At 69.3% G+C, this 24,056-nt stretch carries 12 protein-coding genes; 10 read left to right on the top strand and 2 right to left on the bottom strand.

What is annotated here, in order from left to right; all coding sequences use genetic code 11:
- Positions 1 to 4 precede the first annotated feature (4 nt).
- The 10 genes from A5757_RS02145 to A5757_RS02100 all read left to right on the top strand — a co-directional run bounded on the left by A5757_RS02145 (position 5) and on the right by A5757_RS02100 (position 17,554).
- Complete coding sequence (locus A5757_RS02145; protein WP_066828310.1) at positions 5 to 922, top strand: decaprenyl-phosphate phosphoribosyltransferase; 918 nt, start codon at positions 5 to 7, stop codon at positions 920 to 922.
- Positions 900 to 2,888: a flagellar motor control protein ZomB gene (gene zomB, locus A5757_RS02140; protein WP_369815903.1), complete on the top strand. Its 1,989-nt coding sequence runs from the start codon at positions 900 to 902 to the stop codon at positions 2,886 to 2,888. The genes A5757_RS02145 and zomB overlap by 23 nt, the downstream gene beginning before the upstream one ends.
- Positions 2,889 to 3,362: 474 nt before the next feature.
- Positions 3,363 to 4,406: an esterase family protein gene (locus A5757_RS02135; RefSeq protein ID WP_066828309.1), complete on the top strand. Its 1,044-nt coding sequence runs from the start codon at positions 3,363 to 3,365 to the stop codon at positions 4,404 to 4,406.
- Between the two features lie 149 nt (positions 4,407 to 4,555).
- Positions 4,556 to 5,440, top strand: a complete 885-nt coding sequence (locus A5757_RS02130; protein ID WP_066828338.1) for an alpha/beta hydrolase-fold protein — start codon at positions 4,556 to 4,558, stop codon at positions 5,438 to 5,440.
- 63 nt (positions 5,441 to 5,503) lie between these two features.
- The gene (locus A5757_RS02125) at positions 5,504 to 6,001 is read left to right on the top strand and encodes a hypothetical protein (protein ID WP_231983857.1); all 498 of its coding nucleotides are present in this window, start codon (positions 5,504 to 5,506) and stop codon (positions 5,999 to 6,001) included.
- A gap of 9 nt (positions 6,002 to 6,010) precedes the next feature.
- On the top strand, positions 6,011 to 7,018 hold the full coding sequence (locus A5757_RS02120) for a cutinase family protein (RefSeq protein ID WP_066828308.1): 1,008 nt from the start codon (positions 6,011 to 6,013) through the stop codon (positions 7,016 to 7,018).
- 198 nt (positions 7,019 to 7,216) lie between these two features.
- Positions 7,217 to 9,106: a long-chain-fatty-acid--AMP ligase FadD32 gene (fadD32, locus tag A5757_RS02115; RefSeq protein WP_066828307.1), complete on the top strand. Its 1,890-nt coding sequence runs from the start codon at positions 7,217 to 7,219 to the stop codon at positions 9,104 to 9,106.
- A 39-nt stretch (positions 9,107 to 9,145) separates the two neighbouring features.
- Positions 9,146 to 14,662, top strand: coding sequence for a polyketide synthase Pks13 (pks13, locus tag A5757_RS02110; protein ID WP_066828306.1), 5,517 nt, complete (start codon positions 9,146 to 9,148; stop codon positions 14,660 to 14,662).
- Positions 14,659 to 16,230 (top strand): acyl-CoA carboxylase subunit beta, encoded by a 1,572-nt coding sequence (locus tag A5757_RS02105; protein WP_066828305.1) that lies wholly within the window; start codon positions 14,659 to 14,661, stop codon positions 16,228 to 16,230. Before pks13 ends, A5757_RS02105 begins: the two co-directional genes overlap by 4 nt.
- A gap of 7 nt (positions 16,231 to 16,237) precedes the next feature.
- A complete protein-coding gene (locus tag A5757_RS02100; protein WP_066828304.1) occupies positions 16,238 to 17,554 on the top strand; it encodes a serine/threonine-protein kinase in 1,317 nt (438 codons plus the stop codon).
- Between the two features lie 15 nt (positions 17,555 to 17,569).
- On the opposite strand, the gene A5757_RS02095 is transcribed toward A5757_RS02100, so the two are convergent.
- Both A5757_RS02095 and A5757_RS02090 read right to left on the bottom strand, forming a co-directional pair.
- Positions 17,570 to 20,809 (bottom strand): arabinosyltransferase domain-containing protein, encoded by a 3,240-nt coding sequence (locus A5757_RS02095; protein WP_156618113.1) that lies wholly within the window; start codon positions 20,807 to 20,809, stop codon positions 17,570 to 17,572.
- Positions 20,773 to 24,039, bottom strand: a complete 3,267-nt coding sequence (locus A5757_RS02090) for an arabinosyltransferase domain-containing protein (RefSeq protein ID WP_066828302.1) — start codon at positions 24,037 to 24,039, stop codon at positions 20,773 to 20,775. The genes A5757_RS02095 and A5757_RS02090 overlap by 37 nt, the downstream gene beginning before the upstream one ends.
- Between the last annotated feature and the right edge of the window lie 17 nt (positions 24,040 to 24,056).

The following is a 24,056-nucleotide window of genomic DNA, read 5'->3' as shown; positions in this document are numbered from 1 at the left end:
TCCCGTGAGCGAACAAGCCCCAGCCGTCACCGGCCCGCCGAGCAGCCTGCCGGCCGGGATCGTCAAGGCGCTGCGCCCGCGCCAGTGGGTGAAGAACATCCTGGTGTTCCTGGCCCCCGTCGTCGCGCTCGGCGACGAGCGGTTCACCTACGACTACCAGCCGGTCCTGCTCAACGTGCTGCTGGCGTTCGTGGTGTTCTGCCTGGCGGCGTCGTCGATCTATCTGGTCAACGACGCCCGCGACGTCGAGGCCGACCGGCAGCATCCGACCAAACGGTTCCGCCCGATCGCGGCCGGGGTGGTGCCCGAGGGGCTGGCCTACGGGCTGGCCGTCGTGCTCGGGGTGCTCTCGCTGGGGATCTCCTGGCTGGTGACGCCAGATCTGGCGATCGTGATGGCGGTGTACATCGGCATCCAGCTGGCGTACTGCTTCGGCCTCAAACACCAGGCCGTGCTCGACATCTGCATCGTGTCGTCGGGCTTCCTGATCCGCGCGATCGCCGGCGGCGTCGCCGCGGACATCCTGCTGTCGCAGTGGTTCCTCCTGGTGATGGCGTTCGGCTCGCTGTTCATGGCCGCTGGTAAGCGTTACGCCGAACTGCAGCTCGCCGAGCGGACCGGCGCGAAGATCCGCAAGTCCCTGGAGAGTTACACCACCAGCTATCTGCGATTCGTCTGGACGTTGTCGGCCACGGCGATGGTGGTCTGCTACAGCCTGTGGGCGTTCGAACGCGACGGCGCCAACGCCGGCTGGTTCGCCGTCACCATCATTCCGCTCACGATCGCGGTGCTGCGGTACGCGGTCGACGTCGACGGCGGTATGGCGGGCGAACCGGAGGAGATCGCGCTCCGCGACCGGGTGCTGCAGCTGCTGGCGGTGGCGTGGATCGGAACCATCGGTGCCGCCGTTCTCCTCGGCTGAGGGCCGGCGGCTGCCGGTCATACCGCGCGCCACCGCGACCCGGCTGAGCCTGTGGGTGGGCGTGGTGGTGGTGGCCGCGATCTTCGGCTGGGGCGCGTGGCAGCGCCGGTGGATCGCCGACGACGGCCTGATCGTGCTGCGCACCGTGCGCAATCTGCTCGCCGGGAACGGTCCGGTCTTCAACGCGGGGGAGCGGGTCGAGGCCAACACCTCGACGGTCTGGTCGTACCTGGTCACCTTCGGCGCCTGGGTCGGCGGTTCGGTCCAGCTGGAGTACGTCGTGCTGACGTTCGCGCTGGTGCTCAGCGTGCTCGGGGTGGTGCTGGCCATGCTCGGTACCGCCCGGCTGTTCGCGCCGAGCCTGCACGGCCGGCGCGCCGTGCTGGTGCCCGCGGGCGTACTGGTCTACATCGCGGTGCCGCCGGCCCGCGACTTCGCCACCTCCGGGCTGGAGAACGGTCTGGTCCTGACGTACCTCGGCGGTCTGTGGTGGCTGATGGTGCGCTGGTCGCAGGCGCTGCGCGAATATCCCGGCGACGTCTACCGCTCGCCGGTCAGCCGGACCTTCGCCGCTGTGCTGGCCTTCGTGTCGGGGATGAGCGTGCTCGTCCGCCCCGAACTCGCGCTGATCGGCGTCGGTGCGCTGCTCATGCAGATGGTGGCGGCGCGCACGTGGCGCCGCCGGTTCCTCATCGTCGTCGCCGGCGGGCTGATCCCCGTGGCCTACCAAATCTTCCGGATGGGCTACTACGCCCTGATCGTTCCCGGCACCGCCGTCGCCAAGGACGCGTCGGGCGCCAAATGGTCGCAGGGCCTGACCTATCTGACCAACTTCGTCGACCCGTACGCCCTGTGGCTACCGCTGGTGCTGGTCGCCGCGCTCGGCGCACTGCTGCTGTTCATGCGCAGCAGGCCGGGCCGGTCCGGCTGGGTGCGGCACCGCTCCGCCCCCGGCTACACCCGGTTGGCCCGGCTGGTGCAGAGCCCGCCGGCGATCGTGGCGTTCTTCGTGCTCAGCGGTGCCGTGCAGGCGATCTACTGGGTGCGCCAGGGCGGCGACTTCATGCACGGCCGGGTGCTGCTCGCCCCGCTGTTCTGTGTACTGCTGCCGGTGGCGGTGATTCCGCTGGCGCTGCCCGACGGCACCCGGCGGCAGCTCGGCGCCGGCCATCTACTCGTCGGGGCGACCAGCGCGCTGTGGCTCGCGATCGTCGGCTGGTCGCTGTGGGCGGCCAACTCGCCGGGCATGGGCCCGGACGCCACCCGCGTCACCGACACCGGCATCGTCGACGAGCGCCGGTTCTATGCGCAGGCCACCGGGCATGCCCACCCGCTGACCGCCGCGGACTACCTCGACTATCCCCGGATGCGCGCCATGCTGGTGGCGCTGGAGAACACCCCCGACGGCGCGCTGCTGCTGCCCGCGGGCCACTACGACATGTGGGACGTCGTACCCGCGGTCCCGCCGCCACCCGACGTCCCGCCGAACTGGACCGGTCCGCACACCGTGTTCTTCACCAACCTCGGCATGGTCGGTATGAACGTGGGCCTCGACGTGCGGGTGATCGACCAGATCGGACTGGCCAATCCGCTGGCCGCGCACACCCACCGCCTGGAGAACGGCCGCATCGGCCACGACAAGAACCTCTTCGCCGACTGGGCCGTCGCCGAGGGGCCGTTCCTCAAGACCGAGGAGTATCTGCCGGTCTATCTCGACGAGGAGTGGGTGGCCCTCGCGGAGGCCGCGCTGAAGTGCCCGGCGACCGAGGCGATGCTGGCGTCGGTCCGAGCGCCGATGGGCCCGCGCCGCTTCCTGTCGAACTTCCTGCACGCCTACGAGTTGACCCAGTACCGCATCGACCGGGTGCCCATGTACGAGCTGATCCGCTGCGGGCTGCCGATCCCCGATCCCGTCGGCGCCGACACCCCACCGGAGTACACCGGTCTGCCGGCGACGGGACCCTAAACATTCGGCGGCAGTAACGACGGAGGCATGTCGGGGCGATATCCCCGGCAGGTGTGCCCGGCACACCGCGATGACCGCTGCCCGGACGCCTGGGAAAGGAGCGCAGATGCTTAGCACGCCGCGCCCGCGCCCGGCTGATCAACGCAATGTGATCTACGCCACGCCCGGTGTCACGGAATCATCTTCCGCCGCTGTCCGGAACCGCGTCGAGCTTCGGCAGGCCCCGGTCGACGGCACCGGCCTCACCTCCGGTTTTGCCCCGCGGGCCTGCACGGACGCGGAACTTCCCAGGGGCGCAACGGTGCGTTCCGAACGATGGGCGGATCGCCTCGGTCAACGGCGACGAGGCGGTCACGGCCCGGTTGCAGGAAAGAACGATCACATATTCGTGTGGTTGACTACACGAGCAACGCGGCCTGGGTCCGGTTCGACCGGCTACCGGCTGCGCTCACGACAGATGGGATAGGTAGGGGTATGAGTTTGGTTGGAAAGATGCGCGACGCGGTGAAGGCCGTGCCGCGCCGGCTGGCGATTGCAGCAATGGCTGCAGCCGTCGTGCCCGGTCTGGTCGGTGTCGCGGGGGGCACGGCGACCGCCGGTGCGTTCTCGCGGCCGGGGCTGCCGGTCGAGTACCTCATGGTCCCCTCGGCAGGCATGGGCCGCGACATCAAGGTCCAGTTCCAGAGCGGCGGACCGAACTCTCCGAGCGTCTACCTGCTCGACGGTCTGCGTGCCCAGGATGACTTCAACGGCTGGGACATCAACACCGCGGCGTTCGAGTGGTACCTCGACTCGGGTCTGTCGGTGGTCATGCCGGTCGGCGGCCAGTCCAGCTTCTACGCCGACTGGTACAAGCCGGCGTGCGGTAAGGCCGGTTGCTCCACCTACAAGTGGGAGACCTTCCTGACCTCCGAGCTGCCCGCCTACCTGGCGTCGCAGCGGGGCGTGAACTCCAGCCGCACCGCGGCCGTGGGTCTGTCGATGGCCGGTTCGGCGGCGCTGACCCTGGCGATCTACTACCCGCAGCAGTTCCAGTACGCGGCGTCGCTGTCGGGCTTCCTGAACCTGTCCGAGGGCTGGTGGCCCATGCTGGTCGGCCTGTCCATGGGTGACGCCGGCGGCTACAAGTCCGAGGACATGTGGGGCCCGTCGAGCGATCCGGCCTGGAAGCGCAACGACCCGATGGTCAACATCGACCGCCTGGTCGCCAACAACACCCGCGTCTGGGTGTTCTGCGGTAACGGCAAGCCGGGCGACATCAACGGCCAGGTCGCCGGTGACAACTTCAACGCGAAGTTCCTCGAGGGCTTCACCCTGCGGACGAACGAGACGTTCCAGGAGAAGTACATCGCCGCCGGTGGCAAGAACGGCGTCTTCAACTTCCCGGCCGCTGGTACGCACAGCTGGGAGTACTGGGGCCAGCAGCTCCAGCAGATGAAGCCGGACATCCAGCGCGTGCTGGGTGCCACCCCGCAGCCGTCCCCGGCCCCGCCGGGTGCGCCTGCCCCGGTCGGCTGACCGGCAGAACGATCCGCTGACGGCGGCGATCCCCTTCGGGGGGTCGCCGCCGTTCGCCGTTTGACGTCCTTTCCAGCTCACCCCGTCGGGTCGGTGTGATTCACTTCCTACGGGCCGGGGAAGCGCAACCGAAGAGGGTGGAGACGAAGATGCGTGCGTTGTTGCGGGCGATCATGACGGTGGCGCTGGCCGCCGGACTGCTGTCGGCCACCGAGGTCTCCGCCGCCAAGGCCGACGCCGTCGAGTACCTGATGGTGCCGTCGGCCGCGATGGGCCGCGCCATTCCCGTCGCGTTCCAGGGCGGCGGTCCCCACGCGGTCTTCCTGCTCGACGCGTTCAACGCCGCACCCGACGTCAGCAACTGGGTGACCGCAGGCAACGCCATGGGCACCTTCGCCGGCAAGGGCGTCTCCGTCGCCGCCCCGGCCGGCGGTGCGTGGAGCCTGTACACGAACTGGGAGCAGGACGGCAGCCGGCAGTGGGAGACGTTCCTGTCCAGCGAACTGCCCGACTGGCTGGCCGCCAACAAGGGTCTGTCGCCGGGCGGCCACGGCATCGTGGGCGCCGCACAGGGCGGTACCGGTGCGCTGATGATGGCCACGTTCCACCCCGACCGGTTCCGCTACGCCGGATCGCTGTCCGGTTTCCTCACGCCGTCGGCGACCGCCATGAACGGCGCCATCACCGCGGGCCTGATGCGCTACGGCGGCGTCGACACCCGCAACATGTGGGGGCTGCCGCAGCTCGGCCGGTGGAAGTGGCACGACCCCGATGTGCACATCCAGCTGCTCGCCAACAACAACACCCGGTTGTGGATCTACAGCCCGATGACCACCAACTGCGTCGACCCCGCCGCGATGATCGGTTACTGCGATCAGGCGCAGGGCAGCGCGCGGACCTTCTATCAGCACTACCGCGCAGTCGGTGGCAGTAATGGACACTTTGACTTCCCGACTGCCGGCGAACACGGCTGGGGTAGCTGGGCACCGCAGCTCGCTGCACTTTCCGGTGAACTCGCGACCGCAATCCGATAACAGTTGGTCATTTAGCGAAGTGACTGGCGCAGTCCGACTTTCGGCAGCCGGTACCGTGGTGGAGTGCAGCAGACGGTCCTGGCGGTGTCCCGTGGAGGTGAGCGCACCCGTCGGTTCCGTCGCCACGCGTCAGCCGTGCTGCTGGCCTGCTGCGCGCTGACCCCGGTCGCCTGCAGCGACGTGGTCGGTAGCGAACCCCTGTCGTCCGCGGACGCCCTGCGGCCCGATCTACCGGTGCAGGCGGGAGACCTGCCGGAAGCGCCGCACGCCGCCGGTACCGCAGGCGGGCTGCGGGTGACGCGGGAGCAGCGGGTCTATCTCGACGGCCTCGCCGCCGCGGGAGTGGTATCGAGCAGCGACCTGCGTGCCCTGAGCATCGGCTCCTCGGTCTGCCAGGCGCGTGCTGCGAAACAGTCCGATCAGGCGGTGTGGGAGTTCATCCTGCCGCTGGTGCGCAGCGAGGTGCGTGCGGTCCGTCCACCGTCGGTGGCCATCACCCGGGGTGAGGTCGACACGGCGACGGCCAACTACATTCGTGTCGCCACCGAACGACTCTGCTAGTAGGAGAACATGGCGAAGAACAGCCGACGAAAACGTCACCGTCTCCTCGCCCTGGCCGCGGCCGGGGCGATGGTGCTTGTCGTGGTGCTGGTGGTCGCCGTCATCGTCGTGGTGATGCGCAGGCCGGACACCCCGCAGACCGCGCTGCCGCCGTCGGCGATCCCGCCCACCGGCGCACCGTCGACCGGTAAACCGCGTCCCGAGTTCCAGGACGCGAGCTGCCCCGACGTGCAGCTGCTGTCGATTCCGGGCACCTGGGAGTCGTCGCCGCAGCTCGACCCGTTCAACCCGACGCAGTTCCCGATCGCGCTCCTGCTGGGCGTCACCAACCCGCTGCGCGCGGAGTTCGACACGTCCCGCGTCGAGATCTACACCGTCCCGTACACCGCGCAGTTCCACAATCCGTTCTCGGCCGACAAGCAGATGTCGTACAACGACAGCCGATCCGAAGGCACGCAGGCTGCGGTCAAGGCGCTGACCGACATGAACAACCGCTGCCCGCTGACCAGTTACGTCATCGTCGGGTTCTCCCAGGGCGCGGTGATCGCCGGCGACCTGGCCAGCGACATCGGCAACGGCCGCGGCCCCATCGACCAGGATCTGGTGCTCGGTGTGACGGCCATCGCCGACGGTCGCCGGCAGACCGGTGTCGGACAGGACGTCGGACCGAATCCGCCCGGCGTGGGGGCGGAGGTCACGCTCGCCGAGGTCCCGACGCTCTCGGCGCTGGGGTTGACGATGTCGGGTCCGCGGCCCGGTGGTTTCGGACAGCTCAACGACCGCACCTTCGAGATCTGCGCACCGGGCGATCTGATCTGCGCGGCGCCGGAGTCGGCATTCTCGATCGTCAACCTGCCGCAGACGCTGGAGACCCTCGCGGGCGGCGCCGGCCAACCCATCCACGCGATGTACGCCACACCGCAGTTCTGGAACCTCGACGGCCAGTCGGCGACCGAGTGGACGTTGAACTGGGCGCGGAACCTGATCGAGAACGCGCCGCAACCAAAACATGGTTGACACGTGACCAAGTTGATTTGGCGCGTGCTTGCAGGCGCATTACATTAAGAGATAACTAAGACCAAATTACGACCGGTCGGCGCGATGCGTCGAGGTCGGCGCGTGCACCAGGCCGAGTAGCCTTGGGAAGGTTTGGGGTCCGCGCAGGTAGACCAGACGGAGCCGCGCAGACAGCTGCGGCTTAAACAGGAGAGTCAGATGGCCTTTCACAATCCGTTCATCAAGAACGGACTGATCAAGTTCCCTGACAACGGCAACTTGGTTCGTCACGTCGAACGATGGGCGAAGGTGCGTGGGGACAAGCTCGCCTACCGCTTCCTGGACTTCTCCACCGAGCGGGACGGCGTCGCGCGGGATCTCAACTGGAACGACTTCGGCGCCCGCAACCGCGCCGTCGGTGCCCGGCTGCAGCAGGTCACCCAGCCCGGCGACCGCGTGGCGATCCTCTGCCCGCAGAACCTCGACTACCTTGTCGCGTTCTTCGGCACCCTGTACTCGGGCCGTATCGCGGTGCCGCTGTTCGATCCGAACGAGCCCGGCCACGTCGGCCGGCTGCACGCCGTGCTGGACGACTGCCACCCGTCGGCGATCCTGACGACCACCGATGCCGCCGAGGGTGTGCGCAAGTTCTTCCGCACCCGGCCCGCCAACCAGCGCCCCCGCGTCATCGCCGTCGATGCGGTGCCCGACGAGGTCGGGGCGACCTGGGAGCCGGTCGACGTGACCCAGGAGACCATCGCCTACCTGCAGTACACCTCCGGGTCGACCCGCATCCCGACGGGCGTGCAGATCACCCACCTGAACCTGGCCACCAACGTGGTCCAGGTGATCGAGGCGCTCGAGGGCGAGGAAGGCGACCGGGGCGTGTCCTGGCTGCCGTTCTTCCACGACATGGGTCTGATCACCGTGCTGCTCTCACCGATGCTCGGCCACTACATCACCTTCATGACGCCCGCGGCGTTCGTCCGCCGTCCCGGCCGCTGGATCCGCGAGATGGCGCGCAAGGAAGGCGACACCGGCGGCGTCATCTCGGTGGCCCCGAACTTCGCGTTCGACCACGCCGCCGCCCGCGGGGTGCCCAAAGAGGGTGAACCGCCCATGGATCTGTCGAACATCAAGTGCATCCTCAACGGCAGCGAGCCCATCTCGGCGGCCACCGTGCGCCGGTTCAACGAGGCGTTCGGACCGTTCGGGTTCCAGCCCAAGGCGATCAAACCGTCCTACGGTCTGGCCGAGGCGACGCTGTTCGTCTCCACCACCCCGATCAGCGCCGAGCCGCGGATCATCACCGTCGACCGCGACGAGCTCAACAACCACCGGTTCGTCGAGGTCCCCGAGGATTCGCCGAAGGCCGTCGCCCAGGCGGGTGCGGGAAAGATCGGCGTCGCGGAGTGGGCGGTCATCGTCGACCACGACACCGCCACCGAGCTGCCCGACGGCCAGATCGGCGAGATCTGGATCAGCGGACAGAACATGGGCACCGGTTACTGGGGCAAGCCCGAGGAAACGCAGGCCACGTTCCAGAACATCCTCAAATCGCGCACCGAGCCCAGCCACGCCGCCGGGGCCCCGGACGACGCGACCTGGGTACGCACCGGCGACCTCGGCGCGTACCACGACGGCGAGCTCTACATCACCGGCCGCGTCAAGGACCTGGTGATCATCGACGGCCGTAACCACTATCCGCAGGATCTCGAGTACTCGGCGCAGGAGGCCACCAAGGCGCTGCGCACGGGGTTCGTCGCCGCGTTCTCGGTGCCGGCCAATCAGCTGCCCGACGAGGTGTTCGACAACGCGCACGCCGGTCTGAAGCGCAATCCCGACGACAGCTCCGAGCAGCTCGTCATCGTCGGTGAGCGGGCGCCGGGGGCGCACAAGCTCGACATGGCGCCGATCGCCGACGACATCCGCGCGGCCATCGCCGTGCGCCACGGTGTGACGGTGCGTGATGTGCTGCTCACCCCGGCCGGCGCCATCCCGCGCACCTCCAGCGGCAAGATCGGCCGGCGCGCCTGCCGGTCGGCGTACCTGGACGGCAGCCTGCGCACCGGGAGGGTCGCGAACGCCTTCCCCGACGAGACCGACTGATCACGAGCTACCGCCAGGGGCGGGCGAAAGAGAACGAACATGTCTGAGACACCCCAGAATTCGCCGGACCCGAAGCTCATCGCACAAGGTGATGAGGGCGCGCTGCGCCCGGCCCAGGTCGACATGACGGTCGCCGAGATGCGCGAGTGGCTGCGCAACTGGATCGCCAACGCGACCGGGCAGAACGCCGAGAGCATCGACGAGCAGACCGCGATGGTCGAACTCGGACTGTCCTCCCGCGATGCGGTGGCGATGGCCAGCGACATCGAGGACCTCACCGGGGTGACGCTGACGGCCACGGTGGCGTTCCGTCATCCGACCATCGAATCGCTGGCGACGGTGATCATCGAGGGTGAGCCCGAACGAGCCGACGACGGCGCGGACGACGAGGACTGGTCGCGGGATGTCGATGAGGACATCGCGAACATAGCCATCGTGGGTATCGCCACCCGCTTCCCCGGCGATATGAACACCCCCGACCAGATGTGGCAGGCGCTGCTCGACGGCCGTGACGCCATCACCGATCTGCCCGAGGGACGCTGGGAGGAGTTCCTGGCCGAACCGCGGATCGCCGAGCGCGTCGCGAAGGCCTCCACCCGCGGCGGCTACCTCGCCGACATCAAGGGTTTCGACGCCGAGTTCTTCGCGCTGTCGAAGATGGAGGCCGACAACATCGATCCGCAGCAGCGGATGGCGCTGGAGCTGACCTGGGAGGCGCTCGAACACGCCCGCATCCCGGCGTCGAGCCTGCGCGGTGAGCGCGTCGGCGTCTACATCGGCGCGTCGAACAACGACTACAGCTTCATGTCGGTGGCCGATCCGACCGTCGCGCACCCGTATGCCATCACCGGCACCACCAGCTCGATCATCGCCAACCGGGTGTCGTACTTCTACGACTTCCGCGGTCCGTCGATGGCGATCGACACCGCCTGCTCGAGTTCGCTGGTCGCCGCCCACCAGGGCGTGGCCGCGCTGCGCGCCGGTGAGGCCGACGTCGCCGTGGTCGGCGGCGTCAACGCGCTGATCACGCCGCTGGTCACGATCGGTTTCGACGAGGTCGGCGGCGTGCTGGCCCCGGACGGCCGGATCAAGTCGTTCTCCCAGGACGCCGACGGCTACTCCCGCGCGGAGGGTGCCGGCATGCTGGTGCTCAAGCGGTTGAGCGACGCCCGTCGCGACGGCGACGACATCATCGCCGTGATCGCGGGCAGCGCGGTCAACCACGACGGCCGGTCCAACGGTCTGCTCGCACCGAACCCCGATGCGCAGGCCGAGGTGCTGCGCAAGGCGTACAAGGACGCCGGGATCAACCCGCGCGACGTCGACTACGTCGAGGCGCACGGCACTGGCACGATCCTCGGCGACCCGATCGAGGCCGACGCGCTCGGCCGGGTGGTCGGACGCAACCGTCCCGCCGACCGGCCCGCGCTGCTCGGCGCGGTGAAATCCAATGTGGGACACCTGGAGTCGGCCGCAGGTGCCGCGAGTCTGGCGAAGGTGGCGCTGTCGCTGCGCAACGACAAGCTGCCGCCGTCGATCAACTACACCGGCCCCAACCCCTACATCGACTTCGACGCCCAGCGGCTCAAGGTCGTCGACTCCGCCAGCGACTGGCCCCGCTACAGCGGCCACGCGATCGCCGGTGTGTCGGGCTTCGGCTTCGGCGGCGCCAACGCGCATCTGGTGTTGCGCGAGGTGCTGCCCGCCGATCTGGTCGAACCCGAACCCGAGCAGGTGGTCGAGGCCACCGCCGCGCCGAACGAGGCCACCGCCGTGTACGTGGGCGGGGTGCGGATGGACGAGTACGGCGAGTTCATCGATGAGGACGACCAAGACAACGGAGCCGACGCTTCCGCTCATTCCGTCGCGGCCGCCGAGCCCGAGTACGAACTGCCCGGCATGACCGACGAGGCCAAGCGCCTGCTCGAGGCTGCCCGCGAAGAGCTCGAAGCGCAGGAGCCCCCGGTCCCGCTTGTGCCGCTTGCGGTTTCGGCGTTCCTGACATCGCGTAAGCGCGCCGCCGCGGCCGAACTGGCCGACTGGATCGACAGCGAAGAGGGCCGGGCGTCGTCACTCGAGGCGATCGGCCGGTCGCTGTCGCGGCGCAACCACGGCCGCTCGCGGGCGATCGTGATGGCCCGCGACCACGACGAGGCGGTCAAGGGGCTGCGCGCGCTCGCCGAGGGTAAGCAGAACCCCAACGTGTTCGCCGCCGACGGTCCGGTCACCAACGGTCCGGTGTGGGTGCTCGCGGGATTCGGTGCGCAGCACCGCAAGATGGGCAAGAGCCTGTACCTGCGCAACGAGGTGTTCGCCGACTGGATCGACAAGGTCGACGCCTATGTGCAGGACGAGCGCGGACACTCGATCCTGGAACTGATTCTCGACGACGCGATCGACTACACCGACGAGACGACCGAGCTTCCGATCGAGAAGGTGCAGCTGGTCATCTTCGCGATCCAGATCGCGCTCGGCGAACTGCTCAAGCATCACGGCGCGAAACCCGGTGCGGTCATCGGCCAGTCGCTCGGCGAGGCCGCCGCGGCGTACTTCTCCGGCGGTCTGTCGCTGGAGGACGCCACCCGCGCCATTTGCTCGCGCAGCCACCTGATGGGTGAGGGCGAGGCGATGCTGTTCGGCGAGTACATCCGGCTGATGGCGCTGGTGGAGTATTCGGCCGACGAGATCAAGACGGTCTTCAAGGAAGATGAGGCCTACCCGGATCTGGAGGTGTGCGTCTACGCCGCCCCCACCCAGACCGTTATCGGCGGACCGCCCGCGCAGGTCGACGCGATCATCGCGCGGGCCGAGCAGGAGGGCAAGTTCGCCCGCAAGTTCCAGACCAAGGGCGCCAGCCACACCACCCAGATGGATCCGCTGCTGGGCGAGCTGGCGGCCGAGCTGGTCGGCATCACCCCGCATCCGCTGCAGACCGGCTACTACTCGACGGTGCACGAGGGCAAGTTCCTGCGTGCGGGCTCCGAGCCGATCCACGACGTCGACTACTGGAAGAAGGGGCTGCGCCACAGCGTCTACTTCACCCACGGCATCCGCAACGCCGTCGACAACGGGCACACCACGTTCCTGGAACTGGCGCCGAATCCGGTGGCGCTCATGCAGGTCGGGCTCACGACGGCGACCGCGGGCCTGCACGACGGCCAGCTGATCGCGACGCTGGCCCGCAAGCAGGACGAGGTCGACTCGATGACCGCGGCCATGGCGCAGCTGTTCGTGCACGGCCACGATCTGGATCTGCGGACGCTGTTCCCGCGCAGGCACCGCGGCCTGGCCGGGGCGCTCGACTACGCCGACATCCCGCCGACGAAGTTTCGGCGTAAGCCGCACTGGCTCGACGTGCGGTTCAGCGGCGACAACTCGGGCGTCATCCCGGGCAGCCATGTGGCCACCCCGGACGGAAAGCACGTGTGGGAGTACTCGCCGCGTGGCGCCGTGGACGCGCAGGCGCTGGCCGGTCTGGTGAAAGCCGCTGCCTCGCAGGTGTTCTCGGATGCGACGGTCACCGCGGCCGAACAGCGCGCGGTGCCCGGCGACGGCGCCCGCCTGGTGACCACGCTGACCCGCCATCCGGGTGGGGCGTCGGTGCAGGTGCACGCGCGGATCGATGAGTCGTTCACGCTCGTCTATGACGCCATCGTCACCCGCGGCGGCGCCGCGGTGGCGCTGCCCGCCGCCGTCGCGACCGGAACCGTTGCGCCGCAACTCGAATCGCCGGTCCCGGCCGAACCCGAACCCGACGACGCGGCCATCCTGTCCGACAACCTGACTGCCGGTGCGAATCTCGGTGCGGGCCTGGGCAAGTGGTCGCCGGACTCGGGCGAGACGGTGCACGACCGGCTGGGCACGATCGTCGGGTCCGCGATGGGCTATGAGCCCGAGGATCTGCCGTGGGAGGTGCCGCTGATCGAGCTCGGACTGGACTCGCTGATGGCGGTGCGGATCAAGAACCGCGTCGAGTACGACTTCGACATGCCGCCCATCCAGCTGACCGCGGTGCGCGATGCCAACCTCAACGCCGTCGAGAAGCTCATCATCTACGCGATCGAGCACCGCGACGAGGTCGCCCAACTCGCCGAGCACCAGAAGGGCATGACGCCCGAGGAGATCGCTGCGGCACAGGCCGAACTGATGGGCGGCGCGAGCACTGTCGCCGAGCTCGAGGAGAAGCTGGCCGAGGCCGGTCACCCGCTGGGCCAGGAGGAAGCCCCGGAACAGGCCGCCGTGATCAGCGGCGCCAATCCGGCGACGGCCGCCACGCCCGCACCCGACCCGCAGGCCGAACCGTCCACCCAGGATCAGGACGCGCCGCTCCCGCCGCCGCCCTCGGATCCGTCCGGCCCCACGCCGGCCGACATCCCGCCCCCGCCGACCGATCCGTCGGGGCCATCAGGTCCCTCGGAGTCCACGGTCGCCGCCGCGTCGAAGGTGCTGACCCAGGAGGCCGTCACCGAGGCGCTCGGCGCGGACGTGCCGCCGCGCGACGCGGCCGAGCGGGTCACGTTCGCGACGTGGGCGATCGTCACCGGTAAGTCGCCGGGCGGCATCTTCAACGAGCTGCCGAAGGTCGACGCCGCCACCGCGGCCAAGATCGCCGAGCGCCTCACCGAACGCGTCGACGAGGGCACCATCACCGCCGAGAACGTCACCTCCGCCACCACCATCGAGGACCTCGCCACCACGGTGCGCGACTACCTCGAGGGCGGCAAGGTCGAGGGCTTCGTCCGCACCATCCGCGCCCCCCGCGAGGGGAGCACCAGCATCCCGGTATTCGTGTTCCATCCCGCCGGCGGATCGACCGTGGTGTACGAACCGCTGCTCAAACGGCTGCCGCCGGATACCCCGATGTACGGGTTCGAGCGGGTCGAGGGTTCCGTCGAGGAACGTGCCGCGGAGTACCTGCCGAAGCTGATGGAGCTCGGCGGCAAAGGCCCGTACATCCTGGCGGGCTGGTCGCTCGGCGGCGCTCTCGCCTACGCCTGCGCGATCGGACTCAAGCGCGCGGGCGCCGACGTGCGGTTCGTCGGGCTCATCGACATGGTGCGGCCCGGTGAGGAGATCCCGCAGACCCGGGAGGAGACGCGCGCCCGCTGGGACCGCTACGCCCGGTTCGCCGAGCGCACGTTCAACGTCGAGATCCCGGAGATTCCCTACGAGGAACTCGAGGAACTCGACGACGAGGGGCAGGTCCGCTACGTGCTCGACGTGGTCAGCCAGAGCGGGGTGCAGATCCCGGGCGGCATCATCGAGCACCAGCGCACGTCGTACCTCGACAACCGGCTGCTCGAAACTGCGGAGATCCAGCCCTACGACGGGCACGTCACGCTGTACATGGCCGACCGCTACCACGACGACGCGATCTTCTTCGAACCGCGCTACGCCATCCGCCAACCCGACGGCGGGTGGGGGGAGTTCGTCGAGGATCTGGAGATCGTGCCGATCGGGGGTGAGCACATCCAGGCGATCGACGAGCCGTACATTGCCAAGGTGGGCGCCCATATGAGCGAGGCGATCAACCGGATCGAGAGCGAGGCCAAGTGACGGAAGCACCAGTCGAGACCCGCGCGCAGACCACCGCCGAGAAACTCGCCGAGCTTCGCGAGAAGCTCGAGCTGGCCAAGGATCCGGGTGACGAGAAGGCCAAGGCGCGCCGGGACAAGAAGGGGTTGCCCAGCGCGCGGGCCCGTATCCACTCGCTGCTCGATTCGGGCAGCTTCCTCGAGATCGGCGCGCTGGCCAAGACCCCCGGCGATCCGAACGCGCTGTACGGCGACGGCGTCGTCACCGGCCACGGCACCATCGACGGCCGTCCGGTCGGGGTGTTCAGCCACGACCAGACCGTGTTCCAGGGTTCGGTCGGCGAGATGTTCGGCCGCAAGGTCGCCAAGCTCATGGAGTGGGTGGCCATGGTCGGCTGCCCGATCATCGGCATCAACGACTCGGCGGGCGCCCGCATCCAGGACGCGGTGACGTCGCTGGCCTGGTACGCCGAACTGGGCCGCCGCCACGAGCTGCTGCGCGGTCTGGTCCCCGAGATCTCGATCATCCTGGGCAAGTGCGCGGGCGGCGCGGTCTACTCGCCGATCCAGACCGACCTCGTCGTCGCGGTACGCGATCAGGGCTACATGTTCGTCACCGGGCCAGACGTCATCAAGGACGTCACCGGTGAGGACGTCTCGCTCGACGAACTCGGCGGCGCCGACGCCCAGGCCCGCTACGGCAACATCCACCAGGTCGTCGAGGACGAGGCCGCGGCGTTCGCCTACGTCCGCGACTACCTGTCGTTCCTGCCGCCCAACACCTTCGACGACGCGCCGGTGGTCAATCCCGGACTGGAACCGGAGATCACCCCGCACGATCTCGAGCTCGACACGATCGTGCCGGACGCCGACAACATGGCCTACGACATGCACGAGATCCTGCTGCGGATTTTCGACGACGGCGACGTGTTCGACGTCGCGGCCAACCAGGGGCAGGCCATCATCACCGCGTTCGCGCGAGTCGACGGCCGCACGGTCGGCGTCATCGCAAACCAGCCGATGTACCTGTCGGGCTCGATCGACAACGAGGCGTCCGACAAGGCCGCCCGATTCATCCGGTTCTGCGACTCTTACAACCTGCCGCTGGTCTTCGTCGTCGACACCCCGGGCTTCATGCCGGGCGTCGAACAGGAGAAGGGCGGCATCATCAAACGCGGCGGCCGGTTCCTCAACGCCGTCGTCGAGGCCGACGTGCCGAAGGTGACGATCACGATCCGCAAGTCCTACGGCGGTGCGTACGCGGTGATGGGCTCCAAGCAGCTCTCGGCGGATCTGAACTTCGCCTGGCCGACCGCCCGCATCGCGGTGATCGGTGCGGAGGGCGCAGCGCAGCTGCTGGTGAAGCGGTTCCCCGATCCGACCGCACCCGAGGTGCAGAAGATCCGCGCCGAGTTCATCGAGGGCTACAACCTGAACATGGCCACGCCGTGGATCGCCGCCGAACGCGGCTTCATCGACGCGGTCATCGAACCGCACGAGACCCGGCTGCTGCTGCGCAAGTCGATGCGCCTGCTGCGGGACAAGCAGATCCAGCGCGTGCAGCGCAAACACGGTCTGACGCCGATCTAGCCGCCCGATGGCACTCACAGAGGGCGAGGTGATCGCCGGCTACACGGTCGTGCGGTCGCTGGGCGCCGGCGGAATGGGCGAGGTGTACCTCGCCCAGCATCCGCGACTGCCCCGCAAGGACGCCCTCAAGGTGCTGTCGGCGGCGGTGAGTGTCGACGACGAGTACCGCCATCGGTTCCTGCGCGAGGCCGAGATCGCCGCCACCCTCTGGCACCCCCACATCGTCGCGGTCCACGACCGCGGCGACCACGAGGGCCGGCTGTGGATCTCCATGGACTACGTCGAGGGCACCGATGCGGCACGGTTGCTCGTCGAGCGGTATCCGAACGGTCTGCCCGCTGCCGATGCGCTGCGCATCGTCACCGCGGTCGCCGGCGCGCTCGACTACGCCCATCAACGCGATCTGTTCCACCGCGACGTGAAACCCGCCAACATCCTGGTCGCCGATTTCGGCGCACCGCACGAACGCGTACTGCTGGCCGACTTCGGCATCGCGCGACGGGCCGACGACACCGGTGGTCTGACAGGCACGAACATGACGGTCGGCACGGTGGCCTACGCCGCGCCCGAACAGCTGCTGGGGCAACCGCTGAACGGGCGGGCCGATCAGTACGCGCTGGCCGCGACCGCCTACCAGCTGTTGACCGGCCGCCCGCTGTTCCAGCACTCCAACGCCGCGGTGGTGATCAGCTCGCATCTGACGGCCGACCCGCCGCCGATCGGGATCGCGCGCCCGGAGTTGTCGGGACTCGGCCCGGTGTTCGAGAAGGCGCTGGCGAAGTCACCGGATCAGCGGTTCGAACACTGCATCGACTTCGCGCACGCCCTGCAGCACCACATCGGGGTGGACGACGCCACCGGACCGACCGTCTCGGCGAAGGCCACGCCCCCGCCGCCGAAGGCGCAAACCACCGCATCGCGCACCGGCCACCGCGGCTGGCTGGTCGGCGCGGGTGTGCTCGCGGTGGTGGCGATCGGCGCCGCCGCGGCAGCCGCATGGCTGATGGGCCGCGAGAGCGAGGAGTCGGCCCAACGGGCCCAACCGGCGCAGCCGGCGCTGCCCGTGGTGGTGATCGGGGCGAACTGCTCGACGATGGGCGCCGCGGGGGTCACCCAGACCGGTGACCAGGCCTACTGCGCCGAGCTGACCGACACCAACCAGACCATCTGGTCGAAGTACGAGGGCCAGTTCGACAGTCCCTCGGTGCCCACCGGGATGGACGCCGAACAGGCCAATATCCGGGTGTGCATCGAACAGACGCACAAGTCGGCCGACGAATGCGCCCAGGACATCGACCGGCACAACGCCAACTCGCAGAGCTGACGAACCCCGACCGCGCTACGGCTTGAAGCGCATCGGCCCCGGGCTCCACAGCCCCGAGTGCGTCGACTCACCGAGGTCGATCTCGGCCGGTTGCGCATCGACGATCGTGTCGAACCGGCGCAGCGAACCCCAGTCCTGACCCCAGTCGTTGGACAGGTACGTCGACATCACCGACGCCCGCAGCAGCAGGTCGGTGACACCCAACAGGCCGCCGTTCTGGCCGTCCTGCCAGGTGTCGGTGCTCTGCAGCTTGGCGTAGTAGTCCGGTGAGATCCGGAACTTCGGCACCTCGGTCACGCCGTTCGCGTGCAGCATTGGCTGCTGGCACGGGAACGCCAGCCCGACCGCCCAGTCCATCAGCACCGGCTCCTCGGAACCGACGTACTCCTGCACCGAGCGCAGCTCGGGCACCCGCGGCGGCGTGACCGCGACCCAGTCGCCCTGGCCCAGCGAAAGGTCCTCGGCGACGACGCGGACCGCGACGGCGTCGTTCGGGATCTGCGCCCGCGGGTAGCGCAGGTTGCGCCACGACGGCGTCGGGCCGATGTCGTACGGGCTGACCCGGCCCGCGGGCACCGGCGCCCCGTCGGGACCACGCGTCGCGTACTCGAGGTCCACCGTCTGACCGGAGGTGAAGGCGTTGGCGACGCTGGTGCCCGCGATCGTGCCCGCCGCGGTGATCACCACGAGGGGATGCGCGTCGTCGGCCGGCGGCAGTTCGTACCACGCCGACGCCAGCCGGCTCTCCTGCTGCACGTCCGTCGAATACGTGCCGGCCACCGGGACCCGCGCCGGGTCCAGCCCGTAGGGCAGCGGCACCGTCGAGCCGTTGACGCCCGGCCGCGCCAGCTTGACCGGCTTGTTCCAGTCGTCGTCGGTGCCCGGCTGCGGGTTGTTCAGCCGGATGGCCTCGGCGATGATCCGGTCGGGCACGCCGTTGGGGGTGAAGCCCGCGGCGTCGGTGCCGCCGAGCGGTCCGAGGGGGCCCCAAGGGGATTGGCCGGGGCCTCCGGGCAGCGCGCGCAGGAAGCCGTCGTTGGAGTCCGGTTCGACGAGCACGTCGTCGGCCAGTCCGCAGCCGCCGGCGAAGGCGCGGATGTTGGCCCAGCCGTTGGAGTAGGTGGGGTACTGCCGGATGACGCCGATCGCCATGCTCGCGACCATGAACAGCACCATCAAGCCGGCGGCGATCGGGATCGGTGCCTTGGTGAGCGTGTCGACCACGCGGGAGTCCTGTTTGGCCCCGACGTGGAGCAGGAACGCCCAGACCGTCGCGATCCCGCACAGCACGAACAGCACGGCGCTGACGGTCACCCCGCCCAGTTGCGGCACCGACGTGTTGAACGGGGCGCCGAAGTTGGAGACGTACCACCAGCCGTTGGTGGACGCGAAACACATCGCGAGTACGAACAGCACCGCCGCGAGGAACGCCATCCGGTTGCGCGCCGACCGCAGCACCACTGGACTGACCAGCACCGTGGCCAGCGCGGCCATCGCACCGCCCACCGCGGCGAACAGACCGAAGTGGTGGATCCACTTGGTGGGGGTGAACATCAGGAAGAAGATCGTGGCGAAGATGACGCCCATCAGCCGCCACGCCGGTCCCCGCGCGACGCCGGGCACCCGCTTGCGCCGCAGCATGATGAACAGCGACGAGAACAGGCACAGCGCGGTGAACAGGAACGCCACCCGTCGCGCGATCGCGCCGTCGACCGTCGGCAGGATCAGGTAGTAGTAGCGCAGGTTCTCGGTGTACCACTCCTGGCTGGGGCCGATCGCGGTGCGGATCCTGGTGGCTTCGAGGACGGTGGCCAGCGTCTGGTCGGCGAACACCACGGCCAGCACCACGGTGCCCGCGGCCAGCAGCGGCGCGATCAGCGGCCAGGTGCCGACCAGTCGGCGACGGCGCATCAGGATCCGCAGGATGGGCCGGCCACCGGCCAGCAGGGCGGCGACCGCGATCAGGCCCGTCGGCTGGATGCCGAGGGTGAACGCCGCGGAGGTGATCGCGAGGGCGGCCGGGGTGAGTCGGCCCGAGGTGATCGCACGTTCGATCAGCACGTAGGTGATCAGCGCGCCGGTGGCGATCTGACCTTCCGGACGCAGTCCGTTGTTGAACGGCATCCACGCGCCCAGCAGCACGAAGCCGGCCGCCCACAGTGCCGGCCTGCTCGCGATCACTGCGGGTCCGAGGCGCGGCAGCACCTCGCGGGACAGCAGCAGCCAGCAGACGATCGAACAGATCAGATCGGGCAGCCGGATCCAGATGCTGGCCGTGCTCACCTGGGTCATCAGCGCCAGCACGTTGTAGTACCAGCCGAACGGGTCCTCGGGGCTGCCGAACCAGCGGAAGTAGTTCGACATGTAGCCGGCGTGGTCGGCCACGCGGGCCATCTGCAGGATGTAGCCGTCGTCGGAGGAGTTGGCGCCGATGACGTACCAGACGGCGAAGCCGCCGAGCACCACGCCGTCGACGGCGGTCAACGTGCGCCACCGGGTCGGGATCAGCCGGTGCATCCGCCTGCCGTCGAGGCGGTCCAGCCGCCACAGCGCGAGCAGTGCGATCGCGGTACAGATGATCGCCAGCAGGATCGCGGCCAGCTTCAGGGCGGTCGGCTGGGTGGTGTAACGGGTGTCGATCTCGGCGGAGAACGACATGCCCGGCGGGGCGGGGCCGGTGAGGTCGGTGAAGACGCCGACGATCGCGGGCCGCAGATTGGGGTCCGGGTAGCCGGTGCGCTGCGGTTGGCCGGCGTTCTCGCCGGAGTCCTGGGTCAGCCCGACGAAGTCGGCGTAGGTGCCGTCCAGGTTCGAGGTGATGTCGATCCTGGAACATCCGGGCGCAGAACGGTCCCCGGCGACGCGGTCGCGTTCGACGCTGGCGACGACGACGTTGCGCACGATCACGTCGACGCGCTCTTCACCGACGTTGACCAGCATCGCGTTCAGCGCGGCGTCCCGGCCCTCGGCGGGCGCGGTGCCCAGCACCAGACCGCCGTCGGCGGGCATGTCGCGGACCACCGCGCACGGGATCGACGCGGTCAGACTCACCGGCGACAGCGACATCAGCGGAGCGGTGACGTTCTCGGCCCGGCCGTCCTGGGGCCAGTTCAGCGTCGCGGTGGTCTGGACGACGGGCAGCAGCGGCACCGCGACCGCGGCGATGAAGCCGAGCAGTCCGGCGATCGTGGCGACCCAGCGCGCGATTCTCACGTCGTTCACGGGAGGGCCCTGATCGGTCCGCCGCGGCTCCAGCCGAACACTCGCGTCGACCCCTCCTCGATGACGGCGTCGGGCGCCTCGTCGGCGGGCACCACCCGCAGGTAGCGCTCGAGCGAACCCCAGTCCCGGTACCAGTCGCCGGACAGATACGTCGGGATGGCCTCGGTACGCAGCAGCGCCTGGATGAACAGGAACGGGCCGCCGTCCTCAGCTGCCTGCCACTGGTTCGACGACACGACGATCTGCTTGAAGTTCGGCATGATCCGGTACTCGGGCAGTTCCGCGACGCCGAGGCGTTCGGAGAACGGCCGCTGGCACGGGAAGTTGGCCGCGGTCGCGATGTCCATCAGCACCGGGGTCTGATTACCGAGGTACGCGTCGGCCGTCTCGAGCACCGGCACCCGCGGCGGGGTGAACCCGAACCACTGGTCCTCCGACAGGTTCGGATCGTCGGCGACGATGCGGGCCACGTTGGCCTCCGGCGGCGCCCACGCCAGCGGGAAGCGCAGGTTGCGCCACGCCTTCTGCTGGAAGACGTCGATCGGCTGGACCTCGCCGAGTGCCTGGTAGGAGCCGTCGGGCCGGTGCACGCCCCACTGCAGTTTCAGCGACTGCCCGTAGTTGAACGAGCCGTCCTCGTTGTACCACCAGATCGCGCCCGCGGCGGCGACGGTCACCAGGGGCCGGTCCGGGGTCCGCGGGGGCAGTTGGTACCAGGCCGAGGTGGCTTTGGCGGCGACGTCGTTCTCCCCGAAGCTGCCCATCACCGGGGTGGTGGCGGGGTCGAGCCCGAACGGCAGGAACACCCGTGATCCGTTGACGCCCTCGGGTCCGTAGCCGCCGCCGGTGCCCGCGGCGAAGCCGACGCCGATGTTGGGTTTGTCGACGGGGCCGTCGGTGTTCGGGGTGCCGGGGTTGGCGCCGACGGGTTCGGCGGGTTCGAGGGTGTCGCTGACGCCGTTGGGGGTGAAGCCGACGGGATCCTCGCCGCCCAGCGGACCGTACTCACCGAAGCGCTGACCGGGCACCGGCGTCAGCATTCCCGCGTTGGTGTCGGCCTCGACGAGGACGTGGTCGGCCATCGCGCAGCTGCTGCCGGACAGACCGGATGTCAGCGCGGCCAGATTCGACTGGCCGATCGTGTACACGGGGTAGCGGCTCACGGTCGCCTTGAGCATCGAGCCGAGTTCGAGCACGACCATGATGACCGCGACCACGAGCAGCGGGGTGGACGCCAGCGCACGGTTGCGGCCTGTGTCGGCGACCTGGGTGTGCCCGGCGTAGTCGATGCGGAAGTGCAGCCAGCCGGCGAGCAATCCGGCGGCGATCGCCAGGACCAGGAAGATCGTCGTCACCGGGAAGCCGACGATGACGGGTTGTTTGTCGAACCACGGCACGCCGTAGTTGGCGTTGTAGAACCAGCCGTTGATGCCCGAGGTCGCCCACGCCAGCACGAACAGCAGCGCGGTCACGTACAGCGCCAGATTGCGTCGGCTGTGCAGGCCGACGCGGGCGAATGCGAACGCCGTCACCCCGCCGAGCGCCCCTGCCAGCCCGGCGAACACACCGAACTGCACGGCCCACTTGGTCGGGGTCAGCGTCAGCAGCAGCAGCCCGAACCCGGTGGTGCCGAGCAGCCGCCACACCGGTCCGTTGACGGCGCCGGGCAGGCTGCCGCGGCGCAGCAGCACCGCGATCAGCCCGAACAGGCACAGCAGCAGGATCAGCACCGAGAACCGGCGGGCCAGCGATCCGTCGACGCTCTCCTCGACGGTCAGCCAGTAGTAGCGCAGGAACTCCTGGTACCAGGGGATGGTCGGTCCGACGACGTACTTGATGCGGACGGCCTCGGCGACGCTGGCCAGCGTCTGGTCGCGGAACACCACGACGAAGATCAGCGACGCCGCGGCGGCCAGCGGGGCCAGCGACGCGAGCAGCCCGCCGGCCGGACGCCGCAGCGCGACCAGATGCGTCACCTGCCGGGCTCCGACCAGCAGCGGCGCCAGCGCGACCAGACCCTGCGGCGCCAGCGTCACGCAGAACACGGTGACGACGATGCCGACGGCGTACGGCCACAGCCGTCGCGTCCCGACCGTCTGCTCCACCAGCAACCAGACCAGCGTCACCCCGAACGCGATCAGCGGTTCGGGCCGCAGCCCGTTGTTGAACGGCAGCCACGCCGCCAGGAACACCGCACCCGCGGTCAGCATCGCGACCCGGTTGTGGGCGACGCGGCGGCCCAGCCGGGGCAGTGCGCAGCGGCTGATCAGCAGCCAGGTGGCGATCGCGGCGGCGGTGGCGGGCAGCCGCAGCCAGACGCTGTCGGTGCTGACGGCCGCCAGCTGCGACAGCAGGCTCTGATACCAGTCGAACGGGGCCTCGGTCGCCCCGAAGAAGCGGTAGTAGTTGGCGGTGTAGCCGGCCTCGCCGGCGATCCGGGCGATGGTGGTGTTGTAGCCGTCGTCGGAGGACTGCGCCCCGACGACATGCCAGATCAGCAGACCGGCGACGACGGCCGCGTCGGTCAGCCAGGTCCACAGCCCGGCCCGCCAGAACCGGACGAATCCGCGGGGGACCGCGCGCCCCACGCCGCGGTCCAGCAGCGCCAGTGCCACCAGGGACGCGACGACGCAGAGCACGCCGAGCACCATCACCAGCAGCTTGAGCGTGGTCGGGGTGGTGATGAACCGGGTGTCGACGTCGATGCGGGCCCGCAAGCCCTCGGTGGGCGCCACCTCCAGATCCGTGAACACCCCGGAGACCTGCGGGCGCTTGTCGGGCGGCAGCGTGCCCGTGGCGCCGGGGATGCCGACGAAGTCCGCGCCGACGGAGCCCCGCCCATCAGCTTGGCCGGCCCACACCCGCAACTCACTGCACGCGCCGGAGTCGACGGCCGCGCGGGGCGCGACCGCGGCGACGGTGTCTCGGAACGCGACGTAGACATCGTCGGCGTTGGCGCGGACGAACAGGCCGTTGCGGCCGGCGTCGATCCCACCCGGCGGATTGGTGGAGAAGACCAGTCCGCCGTCGTCGGGCAGGGTGCCGATGGCCGGGCAGGGAATGGCGACGTCCAGCGCCTTCGGCGCACCGGAGACCAGCGGCGCGGTCAGGTCACCGACGAAGCCGTCCTCGTTCGGGGCCTGCGGCCACAGGATCGTGGCGGTGGTCTGCTGCACCGGCAGCAGCGGCACCACTGCACACAGCAGTACGCCCGCCAATCCCGCCAGGACGGCGATCAGACGGGCGATGCGGTGTGCGGGCACGAGCGTCGATGGTAGGC

Source organism: Mycobacterium sp. 852013-51886_SCH5428379, assembly GCF_001665575.1.
In the GTDB taxonomy this organism is placed as follows: Bacteria; Actinomycetota; Actinomycetes; order Mycobacteriales; family Mycobacteriaceae; genus Mycobacterium.
The sequence above is the reverse complement of the archived record's forward strand: the minus strand, read 5'-3'. Positions and strand labels throughout refer to the sequence as shown.